At 61.8% G+C, this 16,933-nt stretch carries 18 protein-coding genes and 1 pseudogene; 6 read left to right on the top strand and 13 right to left on the bottom strand.

The window, feature by feature from the left end:
* The first annotated feature begins 4 nt into the window (after positions 1-4).
* On the top strand, positions 5-823 hold the full coding sequence (locus tag BHD06_RS10970) for a response regulator (protein WP_080457066.1): 819 nt from the start codon (positions 5-7) through the stop codon (positions 821-823).
* 83 nt (positions 824-906) lie between these two features.
* On the opposite strand, the gene BHD06_RS10965 is transcribed toward BHD06_RS10970, so the two are convergent.
* Complete coding sequence (locus tag BHD06_RS10965; protein WP_074785621.1) at positions 907-1,077, bottom strand: DUF1328 domain-containing protein; 171 nt, start codon at positions 1,075-1,077, stop codon at positions 907-909.
* Between the two features lie 173 nt (positions 1,078-1,250).
* Between BHD06_RS10965 and BHD06_RS10960 the strand changes: the two genes are divergently transcribed.
* Together BHD06_RS10960 and BHD06_RS10955 are read left to right on the top strand one after the other, a co-directional pair.
* On the top strand, positions 1,251-1,580 hold the full coding sequence (locus BHD06_RS10960) for a YqjD family protein (RefSeq protein ID WP_080457065.1): 330 nt from the start codon (positions 1,251-1,253) through the stop codon (positions 1,578-1,580).
* A gap of 3 nt (positions 1,581-1,583) precedes the next feature.
* Positions 1,584-1,937 (top strand): phage holin family protein, encoded by a 354-nt coding sequence (locus tag BHD06_RS10955; protein ID WP_080457064.1) that lies wholly within the window; start codon positions 1,584-1,586, stop codon positions 1,935-1,937.
* On the opposite strand, the gene BHD06_RS10950 is transcribed toward BHD06_RS10955, so the two are convergent.
* The gene (locus BHD06_RS10950) at positions 1,934-2,341 is read right to left on the bottom strand and encodes a hypothetical protein (RefSeq protein ID WP_080457063.1); all 408 of its coding nucleotides are present in this window, start codon (positions 2,339-2,341) and stop codon (positions 1,934-1,936) included. The two genes, BHD06_RS10955 and BHD06_RS10950, sit on opposite strands and share 4 nt — an antisense overlap.
* 67 nt (positions 2,342-2,408) lie before the next feature.
* Between BHD06_RS10950 and BHD06_RS10945 the strand changes: the two genes are divergently transcribed.
* Complete coding sequence (locus BHD06_RS10945; protein ID WP_080457062.1) at positions 2,409-3,140, top strand: Crp/Fnr family transcriptional regulator; 732 nt, start codon at positions 2,409-2,411, stop codon at positions 3,138-3,140.
* A 4-nt stretch (positions 3,141-3,144) separates the two neighbouring features.
* Here BHD06_RS10945 and BHD06_RS10940 read toward each other — a convergent pair whose 3' ends face one another.
* The 3 genes from BHD06_RS10940 to BHD06_RS23000 all read right to left on the bottom strand — a co-directional run bounded on the left by BHD06_RS10940 (position 3,145) and on the right by BHD06_RS23000 (position 5,488).
* A complete protein-coding gene (locus BHD06_RS10940) occupies positions 3,145-4,800 on the bottom strand; it encodes a mechanosensitive ion channel family protein (RefSeq protein ID WP_080457061.1) in 1,656 nt (551 codons plus the stop codon).
* 65 nt (positions 4,801-4,865) lie between these two features.
* Complete coding sequence (locus tag BHD06_RS10935; RefSeq protein WP_080457060.1) at positions 4,866-5,357, bottom strand: pyridoxamine 5'-phosphate oxidase family protein; 492 nt, start codon at positions 5,355-5,357, stop codon at positions 4,866-4,868.
* Positions 5,357-5,488 (bottom strand): hypothetical protein, encoded by a 132-nt coding sequence (locus BHD06_RS23000; protein WP_254892387.1) that lies wholly within the window; start codon positions 5,486-5,488, stop codon positions 5,357-5,359. Before BHD06_RS23000 ends, BHD06_RS10935 begins: the two co-directional genes overlap by 1 nt.
* A gap of 157 nt (positions 5,489-5,645) precedes the next feature.
* Here BHD06_RS23000 and BHD06_RS10930 point away from each other — a divergent pair, with 157 nt between their 5' ends.
* On the top strand, positions 5,646-6,740 hold the full coding sequence (locus BHD06_RS10930) for an AI-2E family transporter (RefSeq protein ID WP_080457059.1): 1,095 nt from the start codon (positions 5,646-5,648) through the stop codon (positions 6,738-6,740).
* 4 nt (positions 6,741-6,744) lie between these two features.
* Here the strand turns inward: BHD06_RS10930 and BHD06_RS10925 are convergent, their stop codons facing one another.
* From BHD06_RS10925 to BHD06_RS10915, 3 genes are all read right to left on the bottom strand, one after another.
* Complete coding sequence (locus BHD06_RS10925) at positions 6,745-8,337, bottom strand: phospholipase (protein WP_080457058.1); 1,593 nt, start codon at positions 8,335-8,337, stop codon at positions 6,745-6,747.
* 256 nt (positions 8,338-8,593) lie between these two features.
* Positions 8,594-9,595 carry a YihY/virulence factor BrkB family protein gene (locus BHD06_RS10920; RefSeq protein ID WP_139784702.1) on the bottom strand — a complete coding sequence of 334 codons (1,002 nt, stop codon included), beginning with the start codon at positions 9,593-9,595 and terminating at the stop codon, positions 8,594-8,596.
* Positions 9,596-9,605: 10 nt separating this feature from the next.
* Positions 9,606-9,785 carry a PLDc N-terminal domain-containing protein gene (locus BHD06_RS10915; RefSeq protein WP_080457057.1) on the bottom strand — a complete coding sequence of 60 codons (180 nt, stop codon included), beginning with the start codon at positions 9,783-9,785 and terminating at the stop codon, positions 9,606-9,608.
* Positions 9,786-10,027: 242 nt separating this feature from the next.
* Here BHD06_RS10915 and BHD06_RS10910 point away from each other — a divergent pair, with 242 nt between their 5' ends.
* The gene (locus BHD06_RS10910; RefSeq protein WP_176214334.1) at positions 10,028-11,047 is read left to right on the top strand and encodes a PRC-barrel domain-containing protein; all 1,020 of its coding nucleotides are present in this window, start codon (positions 10,028-10,030) and stop codon (positions 11,045-11,047) included.
* Between the two features lie 77 nt (positions 11,048-11,124).
* Here the strand turns inward: BHD06_RS10910 and BHD06_RS24740 are convergent, their stop codons facing one another.
* From BHD06_RS24740 to BHD06_RS10890, 5 genes and pseudogenes are all read right to left on the bottom strand, one after another.
* Positions 11,125-11,856: a mechanosensitive ion channel domain-containing protein gene (locus BHD06_RS24740; RefSeq protein ID WP_139784700.1), complete on the bottom strand. Its 732-nt coding sequence runs from the start codon at positions 11,854-11,856 to the stop codon at positions 11,125-11,127.
* Positions 11,799-12,998: a hypothetical protein gene (locus BHD06_RS24735; RefSeq protein WP_139784699.1), complete on the bottom strand. Its 1,200-nt coding sequence runs from the start codon at positions 12,996-12,998 to the stop codon at positions 11,799-11,801. Before BHD06_RS24735 ends, BHD06_RS24740 begins: the two co-directional genes overlap by 58 nt.
* 230 nt (positions 12,999-13,228) lie before the next feature.
* Positions 13,229-15,073 (bottom strand): SLC13 family permease, encoded by a 1,845-nt coding sequence (locus BHD06_RS10900; protein WP_080457055.1) that lies wholly within the window; start codon positions 15,071-15,073, stop codon positions 13,229-13,231.
* A gap of 498 nt (positions 15,074-15,571) precedes the next feature.
* Positions 15,572-15,748: pseudogene (locus tag BHD06_RS24730) on the bottom strand (IS6 family transposase); the annotation flags it as partial.
* Positions 15,749-16,157: 409 nt separating this feature from the next.
* A complete protein-coding gene (locus tag BHD06_RS10890; RefSeq protein WP_217805658.1) occupies positions 16,158-16,508 on the bottom strand; it encodes a hypothetical protein in 351 nt (116 codons plus the stop codon).
* Between the last annotated feature and the right edge of the window lie 425 nt (positions 16,509-16,933).

Below are 16,933 nucleotides of genomic sequence, written 5' to 3'. Positions count from 1 at the left end.
TGCCATGACGGAAACCCAAAGCCAGCCTGACCTCGCGCAGCACATCGCGGAAGAGTTGCCCTATCTGCGGCGCTATGCGCGCGCGCTGACCGGCAATCAAAAGACCGGCGATCACTATGCGGTGGCCACGCTTGAGGCGCTTCTGGCCGATAAGAGCCTGTTCGAGGCGGGCCTGTCGCACAAGGTGGCGCTGTTTCGGGCTTTTCACCAGATCTGGGTCTCGTCCGGTGCCCCGGTGGAAGAGACTGGCGAGGCGCACGATGCCGAAGCCCGGGCGCAACGGCGGCTCTCGCGTCTGACGCCCAACACACGCGAAGCGCTCTTGCTGCACAGCATCGAGGGGTTCCAGACGGACGGTATTGCCGCCATTCTCGATGTCAGCCCCGACGAGGCGCGCGAGTTTCTTGACATCGCGCATCGCGAGATGTCGGGCGACATTCGCGGGCGGATCATGGTGATCGAGGATGAGGCGATCATCGCCATGGACATCACCGCCATCGTCGAGAGCATGGGCCACGAAGTGACCGGCAATGCGCGAACCCGCGACGAGGCGGTGACGCTCGCACGGCGCGATCCGCCGGACATGATCCTCGCCGATATCCAGTTGGCCGACAAATCCTCGGGCATCGACGCGGTCAACCATATTCTCGAAGAGATCGGCGAGGTGCCGGTGGTATTCATCACCGCCTTCCCCGAACGTCTGCTGACCGGCGAACGGCCCGAACCGGCGTTCCTGATCACCAAGCCTTATTCAGAAGAACAGGTGTTGTCGGCGGTGAGCCAGGCGATGTTCTTTGCCAGCACGGAGACATTGCAGGGCTGATCGCTTGCCCGTGATATCAGGAAAAGCCCCGCACCAGCGAGGTGCGGGGCTTATGCATGTGTTTACTCATGGCCCGACCCCGATCAGGGCGAGCGGCCCTTGAGCGCGCGGACGACCATCGCCACGACGAAGAGAACGAGGAAGATCACGAACAGGATCTGCGCGATCCCCGCCGAGGCCGAGGCGATCCCGCCAAAGCCAAAAACGCCGGCGACAAGTGCGACGACGAGAAAGATGAGTGCCCAGTAAAGCATGAAAGCCTCCATTGCTGAATTGCCGTTGCGTTGAAAACCCCCAGACGCGGCAAATGGTTCCGAGGAAAATCCCATAGCCATGGTACGACCCGGATTCTTGACAGGTTTTTCTGGAACTTCCCGGGCGCGCGCGCGTTGACCAGCCAACGCAACCCAAAACGGAGGGCCGCAGAATGGCACAATCGAAAACCACCGACGCATCGCCGCAAAAGGACATGGACCAACTTTCGGAGCAGATCGCGACGCTGAGGCAGGATATTTCCGACATCTCGCAGACGTTGTCGGGTCTGGGCCGGTCGTCGCGCGAGGCGGCCAGCGAACAGGCCCGCCAGAAGGCCGCCGACCTGCGTGACGCGGGCGCACGACAGATGCACAACGCGCAACACCGCGCCGAGGAAATGGGCCAACAGGCCGCCGATCAGGTGCGCAATCAGCCTGCGGCGGCGGTCGGGCTGGCTGTTGGCCTCGGCTTTCTGCTTGGGTTCATGACCGGGCGGAAGTGACCGATGACCGGTTTCTTCTCGACCATGGGCGCGCGCCTGCGCAACGCGGCGCGCGCCACCGCGTTCAGCGTGATGGGTGTGGTCTTTGGCCTTGCCGGGCTGGGGTTTCTGACCGTGGCGCTGTGGATCGTGCTGGCCGTGAATGAGGGCGTGCTCGTCGCCTACACGGTGATCGGCGCTCTCTATCTTGTGCTGGGGTTCTGCCTGATGGCGCTCGGGGCGCAGGGCGGCGGGGCAGATGAGCCGCGCAGCGCTGCCCCCCCGTCAGAGCCGCCGAAGGATCCGCTGGTGCAACTTGCCGAGGGTTTTGCCATGGGCATGCAGGCCGGACGGGCGATGCGCGAGCGGCGCGACTAAAGCCGCCGCTTGATCGTGCCCATGAGCGCCTCGCGGAGCATCTCATCGGTGAAGGGGCGCACCAGCATGCCCCAGCCAAGGGCTTGAACATGCTCCGCGTCATCCTCGCCGATGGTGAGGATGACATGCGCGCCATGTTCGGCCAAACGTCGATCGAGGCCCAGTACCACCACCTGCGTGAGGGGCATTTCCAAAAACACCGCCGAGACACGCGGCTCTGCGCTGAGATGCGGCGTGATCTCGGACGCGTCTCTGACATGGATGGTGCGGCACGGTCCCATATCCGCGAGCGATCCCATGATATCCTCTGCAATCAGCGCGTCGCGCTCCAGCACAAGGAATACGGGTATCACTGAATTCGTGGTTTCGGGCATTGCATTGTTCATTGTGTCGATCTGGGGCATGCTCCTTTGATAGAGCGCAATGGGCACCCCCGCATTTAACTGTGACATATCGGGAAGGAAATATTCGATGGCGACATCTTGCCGAAACTGCCCGCTGCGCAAGCTGTCACTCTTTGCCCCGATGAACGACCGGGAAGTTGATTTCATGCAGGATTTCAAGACCGGAGAGTTGAAGGTCGATCCAGGAACCACCCTGATGCTGGAGGGGTCGAACAGCCCGCAGCTTTATACCGTGCTGGAAGGGATGGGCCTGCGCTACAAGACCATGGCATCCGGCGACCGGCAGGTTCTCAACATTATTCTGCCCGGGGATTTCATTGGATTGCAGGCCGGGGTGATGAAGGAAATGCAACATTCCGTCGAGGCGACAACAGCGATGACGCTCTGCGTCTTCGACCGAAAATCGCTCTGGGCACTGTTTCGCGATCAACCGGAACGAGCGTTCGACCTGACATGGATCGCCGCCGTCGAAGAGCATTTTCTGGGCGAGGTTCTGGCGCTGATCGGACATATGAGCGGGATCGAGCGGATCGCGCGCGCCTTCGTGCGATTGCATGATGGTGGCATGGCGCTCGGGCTTGTGGATGGGGCAGAGATGCCCCTGCCTTACCGACAACAGGATCTGGCCGACGCGCTCGGGCTGTCGCTGGTGCATACCAACAAGACGCTTAAACATCTGCGCGAGACGGGCGTGGTGTCGTGGCGCAAAGGGACGCTGCGGTTTTTCGATTACGACAGGTTGTGCGAGATCGCCGGTCTCGACGGGGCGCGCACCCCGGTCACGCGCCCGCTGATCTGAGTGCTCAGTTCTGTGTGGCGACAATTTTCGCGCCGCCTTCGATGCGCTCCTGCGGCCACCATTCGGGATGGCTTTCGCGGATGAAGCGCAAAAGCCCCTCGCGCAGCCGCATTTCTGTCACCCAGCCTGTCGAGGGGTCGGGCGACATTGCGTAGAAGGATATTTCCATTCCCTGCGCATTGTGATCGGTGACATAGCAGGCGATCTGATCATGCTCGATGACACCCTCGTCTTCGCGGGCCAGTTCAATGAACCGATCGCGCAGCACGTCGCTATCGGCACTGTGATCGAGCCGGAGCCGGACGGTGTGCATGATCCGCGCATCCTTGACCGACCAGTTCTCAAAGGGTTTGGAGACGAAATAGCGCACCGGGACGATGATCCGCCGCTCGTCCCATGTGCGCAGGCGCATGAAGGTGTAGAAGATGCTCTCGACATAGGCCCATTCGTCCTCGAAGAGTACGCTGTCCCCGATCCGCACCGGCTTGGCCAGCGCTATCTGAAGCGAGGCGAGGATATTTCCCAGCATCGCCTGCCCGGCAATGCCCAGAAGCACCGTCAATACACCCGCCGAAGCCAGCAGCGTCATCCCGACGGATTGAAAGAGATTGAGCCGGGCCAGCACATAAAACGCGGCGAACCCCACCATGATGAGCACGATGACCCGTCTCAGCGCATAAATCGAGGTATAAAGCTCGCGCTTGTCGAGACTGCGCGTGTCGTCGATATCGCCCACATAGCGCAACGTGACCCGATCAAGGATTGCATCGACGATGCGCAACGCCGCCATGCCCACACCCGATGCCATGATGATGACGAGCAAGGGCTGCACGATGCTGGTGACCGGGCCGGAGAACGAGACCGCGAGGCTGAGCACCCCCTGCGCCAGCATCGCCACGGCAAACAGCGCCAGCGGAAAGCCCGCGCGTGCAAACGCGTGTTGCAAGAACCGGTAAGGTGCCTTGTGCGAGAGCGTGGTGATGATCGCGTTGACCGACCAGCCGATGCCGATGAGCAGGCCGAGCATGATCGGCAGGCCGATCCATTCCCAGATCCGCAGCCCGCTCAGCTGCTTCTTCATCCGGTCGGGGATGTATTGCTCGAAGGCGCGCGGCCCGTAAGCGTCGTGCAGGGCTGCGACATCCTCGACGGTTTGCGGTGTGAAGAGCCAGACCGGCTCGCTGTCCTCGCCCGCCCTGTAGCGCGCAATGCGGATTTCGAAGGCGCGGCCGTCCAACTCGAAGAGCTTGATCCCCAGATCGCGGCGCACCTCGCGCGGGGTGTTGCCTTCGCCAGCGGATGGCTCGACCTTGGCATCGGGACGCGCGGGCAAATCGGACCAGTCGACCCAGACACGGCGGTCGATCACCTGATATAGCTGCTGTGCGACGCGTGCTGCCCGGTCGGGCTGACGCTCGGGATCGATTCCCGAAAGATTGAGCACATGTGCTGCCGCGTCGAACCGTTCCGCGCGCGAATATTCGACAAAGTTGCGCATCGCCGCGCGCGGTGTCGAAAGATCGAGATCATCGGGCGCGGGGCCAAGCCCCTCGTTCAACGCCTCGGCGATATACCAGGCGTCTGACGTGTCTTGTGCGGCGGCCCCGGTGAAAATGAGGGCCGTGGCGCAGAAGATCAGCAGGCGAAAAAACGATACCATGACGACCAAACGTCCGAGGGGGCGAATGGTTCCGTCATGGTCGTCTACGTAGACCGCATCGCCGCTCAGGGCAGGGCCACCACGTCATGCGTGCCCAGATCGGGCCGCGATCTGGGTCCGAAGGCCGCGCGGGCGATTTCGGCGGCAAATTGCATGCCGCTTGCTTCGACCGTCCAGATTTCGGCCTCTTCCGGCCTGAGCTCCAATAGCACGGCGCTCGACTCCTCCGGTCCGCCTTCGAAAAAGGCCGAGGCGAAGACACTCCAGAGCTCGTTGAGCTTGTCGAGGTCACGGCGCACCGAGATGGGGCCGCTGATGCAGGCGTAAAAGCGTTCATCGGGACTTTGGGCAGTGAAATGCGCGCGACCGCTTTCGGCCCCGGTCTTCGTCAGCTGGTTGTCGGACGCGCAAAGAAACCAGACTTTGTTGTGCGCCGCATCGGCATGGGGGGTCATTGGGCGCATGTGCATATCCGCGCCTTCGATCCCCATCATTCCGGCGGTCTGATCGTTCAGCCGTTTCCAGAGGTCTTGCTTGAGGTCGTTGTGATTGGCCATCAAGACACCCTCCGGCACCAATTGTCGATCTCTTCTTCAGCCTCTTTCTTGGTGCGCCCGTATTTTTCCTGGATCAGGCCCACGAGTTTTTCTCGCTCGCCGGCGACGCGCTCCAGGTCCTGGTCGCTCAATCGCGCCCATTCGACTCGGGCATTGCCCTTGAGTTTGTTCCCAGTTCATGACGCACTCCTTTTGGTTGCGATGCTCTGTCAGGGCAACGCGGCCTAGCCGCACATTGTTCCGCGCAAAAGCCAGGGAACATTTGCGAGCGGCGCGCGTTATCTGTGCATGCATAATCCTCATTCCACTGGTGATCCGATCGTGCGGGTGGCCATCATCGTGATTGCAGTGACGCTCGGCTTTGGGACGTTGAAACTCGGTGCCGACATATTCGCGCCCATGGTTCTGGGAGTCGTGACCGGGGTCATCCTCGCGCCGATGGCGGATGTTTTCGAGCGGTGGGGGCTGCCTGCCGGGCTGGCCTCGGCGATCATGCTCATCCTGGGCGTGTCGGTGATTGCCGTGATGGGGATATTGGTGGAGCCGCTGATCTGGCGCGTGGTGGAGCATCTGCCGGCCATAAAATGGGAGTTGCGCGCCATCATCGGAGAGTTCCGCGGTCTCATCCGGGGCCTCGACGCGGTTAACCGTGAGGTCGAGGAGGCGCTTGGCACCCAACCCCCCGGCGGAGGCGAGAGCGCGACCGAGAACGGACCCGACCCGATGCCAACCCTCACCAGCACGCTGTTTCTTGCCCCGTTGGTGCTGGCACAAGTGCTGATCTTCGGCGGGACGCTGTTCTTCTTTCTCCTCACGCGCAAGGGCATCTATCAATGGCTCGCGCACTGGATCGGCACGTCGCGGGACACCGCGATCATTCAGCGCCGCTTTGCCATCGCCGAGCGGCTGGTGGCGCGCTATTTCCTGACGATTACCATCATCAATACCGGCCTCGGCATAGCGCTTGGCACGGCGCTTGCCCTGATCGGCATGCCTGCGGCGATTATCTGGGGGATCGCGGCCGCGCTGTTGAATTTCATCCTTTATGCCGGGCCGATGGTTGTGGTGGCCGGACTGTTACTTGCGGGATTGATCGTCTTTGACGGGCTGATGATATTTGCACCGGCAGCGATCTTTTTGACGCTCAACATGACCGAGGCGCAATTCGTGACGCCTGCCATGGTGGGCAAGCATATCTCGGTTAACCCGCTACTGATTTTTGTGTCGCTGGTGATCTGGCTCTGGATCTGGGGGCCGATCGGCGGGATCGTTGCGATTCCGGTCTTGGTGATGGTGCTGGTGATGCTCGACATTTTCGAGATCGACAACGAGATCGGGGCAGACACCGGGATGTCGCAGGGCACTGCCGAAGACATCGGTTGAGCGGTCAGACGACCTCTTCCGGCATGCCGGGGACCGGTGTGGCGATATCGCGGGCCGCGTCCGAATCGTAGCGCACCAGAAAGCCCTGCCGCTGGCAGGGTGGCAGCGCACTGTTGCTTTCCACGAGCCGCCGCCAGTGGCCGAATGCGGATTGCGGATCAAGATAGGCCGCGCCCGATTGCGGCGGCAGCCAGTGCCCCATTACGCGACGGCGCAGTTCCTCGACATGGGCCGGCTGATCGAGGTAGAGCCCCGCCTCGGTATCCCATCTCATGCTTCGCCCGTTGAGATTTGCCGAGGACAGGATCGCCCCGAAATCATCGAAAATCGAGACCTTGGAGTGCACGTAGATCAACGGTGCGTCCTCGAGCGCATCCCGCCCGTCGCTCTCGGTTCCGCGTGGCTGCACCGGCGAGGCCACCAGAAATCGATCCGAGCCGAACGCGCGTTGCAGCTGCGTCAGGCAGCGCACCTGCTGGTATTCGCCGTAACGCAGATCGAGGCCCTGATTGCTGTCAAAGGCAGCATCCTCAGGGGCGGCGGGCAGAACCACGATCAGTCGCAACCCGGGGCAGGCGCGCGCCCGTCTCTCCAGCGCGCGCGCCAAGGGAAGATGGCGCAGGAATTGCGTCTCCAGATAGATCAGGTGACGCGCCCGCGCGACCGCCTCGATATGTTGGGTCTCGATCTCGCGCAGGACCGTCTTGGGGGCGAGGCGCAGCGGCATGCCGCGACGGCGGCGCGACAAGGTGCGCAGAAATCCCGGTGCGGCGGAGGGCGGGGCTGCCCGGCCTGCAACACTATCCAGAAAGCTCTCCAGATGCGCCTGCGCGGCCTGCGCCACGGGGCCCGTGGCAATCGCCTGGATGTCATGCCATGTGCGTTCGGCGGCGCGGCGATGGCGCTTGGTATCATAGCGCCGCTCATTCAGGTCGAGCCCGCCGATATAGAGGGTTTCACGGTCGAAGACGGCCATTTTCTGATGATGCGTCGCCGGATAGAGATCGACCGGGCGCCACGGAAAGCAAAGCCGCCCGTTGCTGTCCTCGAAACAGATTTTTTGCAACCGTGGCGTCTCGATCCGGAATCGTTGGCGCTCCGCCTCGCTCATCTCGGTCCATGTCCGGGCCAACTGGTTCATCTTGTGGCGAACGATCGGATAGAGGATCAGTCGCGGCAGGGTGCCGGTGCGCGCGTCGTGCAGTGCCAGCGTGAAATTGATCAGCGACGGATTCCGCGTCAGTTCACGCACTGCAGCGATCTGGCGCAGCGTGCGCCAGGCCACCTGATGCAATTCTGGCGCGGCCACCGGATCGAAGTCGGAGGTCACGAGACGCACCGCGACACCGCGATCGAGCGTGTGGATCAGAAGGTCCATCCAGGTGGTGCCGATCTTGCGCGCCTCGGGTGAGCGTAATCGCGTGGCAAGGTCGATGACACGGAAACTGGCGATGATCTCGGATCTGGCCGTCAGAAAGGCACGCTCGAACGCAGGGTATGCCTCTTCGGCGGTGACCAGCACATCGAATTTCTCGACGCTCGCTGCGATGGCGGGCTCCGTGTCGGCGTCTGGTTTGGTATGCGATGCTTTTTCCATGATCTCGCTACAACGTGTTGTTCGGCTTCTGCACGTCCAGAAATTTTTTCTCACGCAGCCCGGACGGTCCTGCTTTGAAAAAGCCCCCGTCCTGCTGGGGACGGGGGCCAGGCACCCGATGGTATCGGCGGGTGGCCCAGGCTCACCGGGAGTGGGGACAGGGATAAGCCTGGGCAAACCAGCATGTGTGCGCTGGCTTCATCAGACCAACTGCACCCGGCGGGAAAAGTTCCCGCGCAGCGCGGGTTTCGCGGTCTCAGGTCTTGGGGGCGCCTGGTGCGCTGATCTGTGCGGAGTGCAACTCCCCGTCGCTGTCCGCGACGTGATCGGCGACCACCGCGCGTCGCTGACCCGCTGGCCGAGGATCGCCGATCGTTGTATCGCACCCGGTCTCAAGCTCGATCTCGGCATTGAGCAGCGCCCCGAGAAGCACGACATAGGCGCTGAGATAAAGCCACAGAAGCAGCGCGATCACCGCCCCGATGGAGCCGTAGACCTCGTTCAGGGATCCGAAATTGCGCAGGTAGATCGAAAAGGCCACCGAGCCCGCTGCCCATGTTACAAGTGCCAAAACCGCGCCGGGCGTGATCCAGGCCACCCGCGCGCCCCGCCGGTTCGGACCGTGACGATAGAGCAACCCGATGGAGAAGAGCACCACGCCCAGCAGGATCACCCATTTCAGCGCGCTGATCAGCGCCTCAACCCCGAAGGGCAGCACCATCAGCGACAGAATGATGGGCACCAGAATGACGGCAGCAAAGGCGATAATCGCAACCCCGATCAGAAGCAGCGTGAGCCCGATCGCCACGACATAGCGCCAGAGCGGATTGCGGCGGTGCTCTTCGCGGTAAACGGCATTTAGCCCACGCACGAGCGCCGCCACGCCATTGCGCGCGGTCCAGACCGCCAGCAGGAGCGAGATCACGCTGGTCAGCTGCAAGGTCGAGTCATTCGAGCGGATCAGCGCCTCAGTCTGAGCCTCGACGAGGCCGTAGGCGGCGGCCGGCAGAAGCTGTTGCGCCATGCCAAGCTGGCTTGCGATCGTCTGCGGATCGGCGGCGATTCCCCAGATCGCGATCAGCGCGGCGATGGCGGGAAAGATCGACAGCATGGTGTAGAATGCCACGCCCGCCGCGATCAGCCCGAGGTTCCGGCTGTCGGATTCGCCCGCGACCCGTCGCAGGACACGCCACCAGGCGCGCCCGTTCAAATCCCGGGGGCGTGTCGCGTCCCTTGCGTCGGCCAATGTATCGCTCATCGCTGCGTGCCTATACCGAGCGCGGCCCGGCGACCAGCCAAATGAGGAAGCCCAGCAGCGGCAGCAGCAGGATCAGGAGCACCCAGAGCACTTTTTTGCCGGTGCTCTCCGCCGATCCTATGACCGACACGATCGCCCAGACGTCGAGGATCAATAGAATGATCCCGCCAATTCCTGTCACTTCGAGCATGGTGTCTTCCTTTTTTGCGTTCCGATCATTCACGCGTCCTGGTTTGGGGCCCTCTAGAACAGATCCGGGCGTGTCCGCGCCGCGCGCCTATGGCTAACGCCACAGGGATCAGTCTGGTTCCCTCGGAAAATCGGGAAAATTTTCGGATGCGGATGAAACCTTATGCGTACCGCGACGGTTGTGATCCCGAGGTGCCGGAACGCATTGGCGCCAACGAAATACAACTTGAAAGGAGCAAGACCATGAAACGTTTTCTCGCAACCACAGCCATTATGGCTCTCGCGGCAGCGCCGGTTATGGCAGATTCGCATTCGGCCAATGAGAGCGGTGCGAACACCAGCACATCTGCCGAGATGTCCCAGGGCCACACTGACAGTGCCGCAAAAACCGACGTGAGCGCCAAGATCGGTGATATGAATGTTCGCGCCTCTGACATGATCGGTCAGGATGTCTATATCCGCAATGCCGACGCACCGGATCAAGAGATCGCGGACAGCGTCAGCGAACCCGCCGACGATTGGGAACGCGTGGGCGAAATTGGAGATATCATCCTGAACAAGGATGGCAAGATCGACGCCGTCACGCTTGACGCGGGCGGGTTTCTCGGGATCGGCGAAAAGCACGTCAAGACAAGCATGGACGAGCTGAAGTTCGTCGCATCCGATAACGGCGATAATGCCGAGGCCGAGGCCGAGGCACAACAGGAGTTCTTCGTCGTGTTCACCGGTGATCGTAGTGCGTTGGAGGACCGTGACGAAATCGACGAGCAGAGCCTGCGCGACAGCGGCAACAGCTTCTGGGGCGACACCTCCGACGAGCAGCGGCCCAACGAGAATTCCGAAGCTCGGGCCACCACTGAAGACACCGGCAACACGACCGGCGAACACGACAGCACCAACGCCTCCGAGCAGGGCACGCATAGCGCGGCTGACAATGCCGAGATGACTGGCGGTCAGGCGGGCGAACTGACCGACGATCAGCGCGGAGCGCTGACCGCAGAGGATCTGCAAGGGCTTTCGGTATATGGCACCGATGGTGAGAGCATCGGCGAAATCTCGGAATTGGTCGTCAACGACAGTGGCGAGATCTCCAAGACCGTCATCGATGTGGGTGGCTTCCTGGGGCTCGGCGAAAAGTCGGTCGCGCTTCCCTTCGAGGAGATCACGCTGCATGAAGGTGGCGAAGAGATGACCGACAGGCTGCGCGCAACGACGAGTTACAGCAGCGAGGAACTCGAAGGCATGCAGGAGTGGGAAGGCTAAGGTCTTTTCATCCGTGTCTCGAATTCAGGCCGGGCTCTGCAGAGCCCGGCCTTTTCGTGTCGCCGTGCCAGTCGGTGTCAGGCAGGCGCGTTTGCATTCGCGACATCGACCTTGACGCTTTGCGTCCCGCCATCCTTCGACTCGCCGAAATAGAGCGTCTGGTGGGGGAAGGGGATCTCGATGTTGCGGGCGTCGAAGACGCGCTTGAGCACGCCGTTATAGGCCCGCCCGATGCCCCATTGCCGCCCTGGCACGCATTTGATCCGGGCGCGCAGCATCACCGCGCTGTCACCAAAGCTGTTGACGCCGAACCATTCCAGTTCGTCGAGAATGCCATCGGCCTGCTCGGGATCGCCTTTCAACTCGGCAAAAGCGTCGAGCATCGCCTGTTTCGCCTCCTCGACGTCCTCGCGGTAAGCCACCCCCATGTCGCAGACGAAATAGCCGTAATCCTTGACGTAATTCGACACCATGTCGACGGACGAGAACGGGATGATGTGAAACACCCCGTGCAGATCGCGCAAGCTGACCGAGCGGATGGTCAGCCGCTCCACCGTCCCGGTCACACCGCCCACCGTTACCACGTCACCCACGTTCATCGCGTTCTCGAACTGGATGAAAATGCCGGTGATGATATCCTGCACCATCTTTTGCGCACCGAAACCGATGGCAAGGCCCAACACCCCGGCCGAGGCAAGAAGCGGCGCGATATCAAACCCGATCTCGGCCAGCACGAACATCAGCGTGATGATCACCAGCGCGATCGCCGCGGCGTTGCGCAACAACGCCAGCAGCGTGCGTTCCCGCATCGCCGGCCCGCAGCATCACGATCACGAACAGGGCCAGCAGATAGGCCAGGGTCGGCCAGTGCCAGTGCCGCGCCAGGCAGGTCAGCGCCCCCCCGGCCCGGTTCGGGGGCCGTCGCGGGCTTGTCGTCCGGCTTCGGCAACGTCCCTTCGGGTGGCACAGGCAGGTTGGGTGCCGGCGCCCCCAACAGCCAATCCGTGACCGCTTGGCGATTGCGCAGCACCAGCCAGATCGCAAAGCCCAGTACCGCGACCGCTATCAGCGCCGCGACCGCGCGCCCCGCCGCGAACGAGACATTGCTGTTGATGATCGGCACAACCAGCAACTGGCCATAGCCCACCACCCCGACAATCAGGTTGATCCGCGATGACAGGTAAGACGCCGCCCGGTCACCGATCGGCAAGGGTCGCAGCGAGGTTGCCGAGGGCGACAACACCAGCCGCACCGCCACCTTGGCCATCTCCACCAGCAGGAAGGCGTTGAGATAGAGCGTCTGCCGGATGCCGATCTGCCCGAACTCACCGAGCGCCAGAATGGTCAGCGCATAGCCTGCACCCCATGCCAGTATGACGATCAGCGCGTCAATTACCGCAGAGGCCATGAAAAGCATCGCCGTGCGCGTCACGCCCCCATCCCGCGCCGACGCGCTCATGCCGACATAAAGCGATTTTCCAAGCCATCGCAGCGCGAAGAACACCACGACCGTGCCCGCGATCACCAGTGCCATATCCCTCAGCGCCTCGGCCAGAACACCGGCCTCGCCGCCGCTCAGCCCACCGAATACCTCGGGCGCACGCGTCAACTGCCCCCAGAACCGCATGCCCCAGTCCACCGCATCCTCGGCTGCCTGTTGCGTGATCAGCGCGATCCCTCGCCCGAAGGACGCGTCCTCCGGCGGGGCGGTCCCGTCCGACAACGTCTTCACGATCACATCGCCGGGCGCATCGGGCGGAACCGCATCCACCCCACGCAACCGCTCGATCAACTCGGCACGTGCCGCGTCGTCCTCAATCACATCGAGAAGAAGATCAACGCTTGCCCTCCGGTCTGTCATGTCGCCGGAGACGCCTGTCCCCTCCTGCGCATGGGCCGCGCCGAGCGCAAGAACGAGTGATACGAGAACGCTCGCCAAATGTCTCAACATGTGCAGGTACCTTGGTCATTCTGTTTCGACGGGACACCATATTTGGCCCCCGTCCACCTGCGGCTTCACATATTGTGCAAACCGCGATCATCTGGGCGGTGACCTAAAGGGAACTTCCTGCAGGTCAAGAAATCATACCAGAAACATCAGAATGAGCCGCCGGCGGGGGCGGGAAGGGGGCGATCTGCCGCTTTGACACGGAAGGGGCTTTGCTTGCGGTGCCAGACGGCTCACAACGGCCAGACGACGAGCAGAAGCGGCAGGCTGACCGCCACCACAAGCACTTCGAGCGGCAGGCCCAACCTCCAGTAATCGCCGAAACGGAAACCGCCCGGCCCCAGGATCAGGGTGTTGTTCTGGTGCCCGATGGGCGTCAGGAACGCGCAGGAGGCCCCGATCGCAACGGCCATCAGGAAACTGTCGGGATTGACACCCAACGTGTCGGATATCCCCAGAGCGATGGGGCACAGCACAGCGGCGGTGGCCGCATTGTTCATTACATCCGACAGGAACATCGTCGTGATCAGCACCACGCCGAGCGCAACCACGGCATTGCCCTGCGCGATGGTATCGACCAGAAACCGCGCCAGCAGGTCGGCGGCCCCTGTGCTCTGCATCGCGCCCGCAACCGGGATCAGGGCCGCCAGAAGCACGATCACCGGCCAGTCGATGGCGGTATAAACCTGTCGCAGCGGCACCGTGCGCAGCACCATCGAGGCGAGTACCCCGAGTGCGAACGCAACAGCCGCAGGCAGCAGCCCCAATGTCACGATCCCGATCGCCCCCAGCATGATCGCGCCCGCGATGATCGCCATACGCTTGTCGGGGATGCGCAGGTCGCGCGCGCCAAGAGGCACGCAGCCAGTGTCATTGACAAACCCCGACACCGCCTCCGAGGCTCCCTGAACCAGCAACAGGTCGCCAGATTTCAAATCAAGCGTACGTAACCGGGTGCGCGGCGCACGCCCGGCGCGCGAAACGGCCAGCAGATTGAGCCCGTAACGCGTGCGCAGTTTCATGTCATTCGCCGACCGCCCGACAATGGTAGAGCCGGGAAGGATCGCCAGTTCCCGCAGAACGATTTCGTCGTTGCGCGCCGGGCTGTCGTCCTCATCCTCATCCGTGTCTACGGTGCTTTCAGACTTGGTCGTGGTTTCTTCTTCGCCGTCCTCGTCCTCCGCAGACGCCTTTTGTTCTTCCAGTTTTATGTCGAACACCGATAGCGCCTCGGCCAGCGTATCCACATCGGCTTCCAGAACCAGAATATCGTCGGCGCGAATCCGCCGCCCGCCATGCGGCGCGGTGATGCGGACCTTGTTGCGCACAAGGCCCACGATCTGCGTGTCGCTGTCCTCGATCTCGCGCTCGAAGGCGCGCAGGGTCAGGCCCACGGCCTTGCTTTTCTGCGGCACACGCAATTCCGTGAAATAGGCCCCGGTGTCGAAACTCTCACCGGCTGCGGATTGGCGCGCGGGAACCAGCCGCCAGCCGATAAACACTACGAACATGACACCCACCACCGCGACTGCCGCCCCGACAGGGGCAAAGTCGAAAATCGCAAAATGCCCCATCCCGGCCTCGGCCCGAAAGCCCGAGACGATCAGGTTGGGCGGCGTGCCGATCAGCGTCGTCATCCCGCCCAGAATGGTGCCGAAGGCGAGCGGCATCAGTACCTGCCCAGGGGTCAGGTCGAGCCGGTCTGACAACTGCACCGCGACCGGCATCAGCAGTGCCATCGCGCCCACGTTGTTCATAAACCCCGATAGCGCGGCCCCCAGCCCCATCAGCGCCAGCATGCCGGTCAACCGCCCTGCATCACGCGGCAGCACACTGCGCGCCAGCCAGTCCACAGCACCGGTGTTCTGCAATCCCTGACTGAGGATCAGGACGCAGGCCACGGTGATCACCGCCGGATGGCCAAACCCCGAAAATGCCGTGTCCGTCGGAACCAGCCCGGCGATCACGCTGGCCAGAAGCGCCGCAAGCGCCACGACGTCATGCCGGAGGCGACCCCACAGGAATAACCCCATGGTCGCGCTGAGGATCGAAAAGATGAGCAACTGGTCAAGGGTCACGCGGGCAGCCTTTCACGAAATCTAACGTTGCTGGGTCTCTAGCCGCAGAACGCATCCCGACCGCGCAGATCAATCGCTTATTCTCGTTGTCGCGTCAAATCCGCATTACCAGGCGAGCATGTCCGCGATGATGCCCGATACCTTCCGACACGTCCCGTTTTTTTTGAAAAAGGGTGCTGTCAGACCAATTCGAACTCGTCTCAGGAAGGGCAGGGTCGCTGCCCTTTACGCCGTGCAGAGATTGCGCCACTCGGCGAGAGCGGCGGCGCGGTTTCGCTTGAAATTTGATCTTGAGTAGAGGCTGCGCTCCGAGTTGACCAGATTGTGGACCGAGGCGTGGATGGCGGCGAATTTCTGCAAACTTCGCACTCGTCTGAACCGCAACATCGCTCGCTCACGCCTTCGAAACGGGAGGCGCGAATTCTCGGCTCGATTGTTCAGCCAGCGGCTGAATCTCAGTCCGTGCACACGGCGCATTTTGACCTGTGCTGCAAACAATGGCCCAAACCGATGCCACCAATACCGCACCGTTTCATGACTGACGTCGATGCCCCGTCCATGGAGCAGATCTTCGACGTTCCGTAATGAAAGCGGAAACCTGACATACAGCATGACTGCCAGGCAGATGATCTCGCGGCTGGTTTCGAAGTACTTGAACGGGTCGCGTTTTGTCATTCGGGGAGAGTAGGGTGCAGCTTGCAAGGGCTCAAGCCAAGTTCGTCTGACAAGACCCACCACCCTGTTTCGGGTCACTCTGTACCACCCGGTACCGGCGGGCAACTGGCAGACAGGCGGGGATATGAAAAATACTGGGTGCGGGGTTGGGGCGGCTAACAAGTCCAGAGAAGCGGCTAAATGAATCGGGCGATAAATTTGCCGAAAGCTCGACAACAATTGCGGCACGCCTGTGGTCAATAAGGTGATTCGATAATCTGTTAAATTATGGATTTTAAACATAAATAATTGGTAGCGGAGCAGATGGCTCATGCGCCCAACTCTCTCCCGTGCAGGTTTCCACCGCACGGGATCGCTTCGAAATCCTGCGCGCCATTGAGGGACAATAGCTTTCAGTTCGCTCGGCTGATCAGCTGACCTTGCCGCTTGGGTCTTCACCATTAAGCTGACGCACGGCATCAAGCAGATCCGAAATCGCGTCTTCGGCAGCCGCGAGCTTGATGGCCACCATCAGATCTTCGCGCCCTGCCATGGCCAAGAAGGTACCCAGCACTTCGTCAGAATGCCGCGCCAGCGAAATCAAGTGCGCCCCACTCGGACAGTAGGTGCCCGAGAACCCGTTCTTCACTGTCTTCTCGTTGGCACCCGTCCAGACCGCCACGGTTTTGACACCCGCCCGACTGTCGCCGAGCGACCGTTTTAACGCCAATGCGATTGTCTTCGACAAAGCATCCATTCGTCTGATGACCGCCTTTCCCATTATATCCGTTTTCTTTTGGAAAGAACTTGCCCTTTTTCGGAAACGACATTCCACACTCCTTCGCTTTACATGGATGCGAAGACTTCAACCGTTGATTCCGACGGGAGCGCTGGATTTGCTTGGAAGGTGCTGTCAGACCAATTCGAACTCGTCTCAGGAAGGGCAGGGTTGCTGCCCTTTACGCCGTGCAGAGATTGCGCCACTCGGCAAGAGCGAGGGCGCGGTTCTGTTTGAAATTCGATCTTGAGTAGAGGCTGCGCTCCGAGTTGAACAGATTGTAGACCGAGGCGTGGATGGCTGCCGCGCGACAAACAAGGTGAGAATCCAGCGTCAATCAGGATGAGAACGCGGGGGTGGGGGCTCGCAGGGAGGGCGTAGCCCGACTGGAGAGGCCCCACCCCCGCGTTGCGCCCCAAATGGGCGGG

Source organism: Roseovarius sp. A-2, assembly GCF_002072155.1.
Lineage (GTDB): Bacteria > Pseudomonadota > Alphaproteobacteria > Rhodobacterales > Rhodobacteraceae > Roseovarius.
This window is presented reverse-complemented; position numbering and strand designations above follow the sequence as displayed.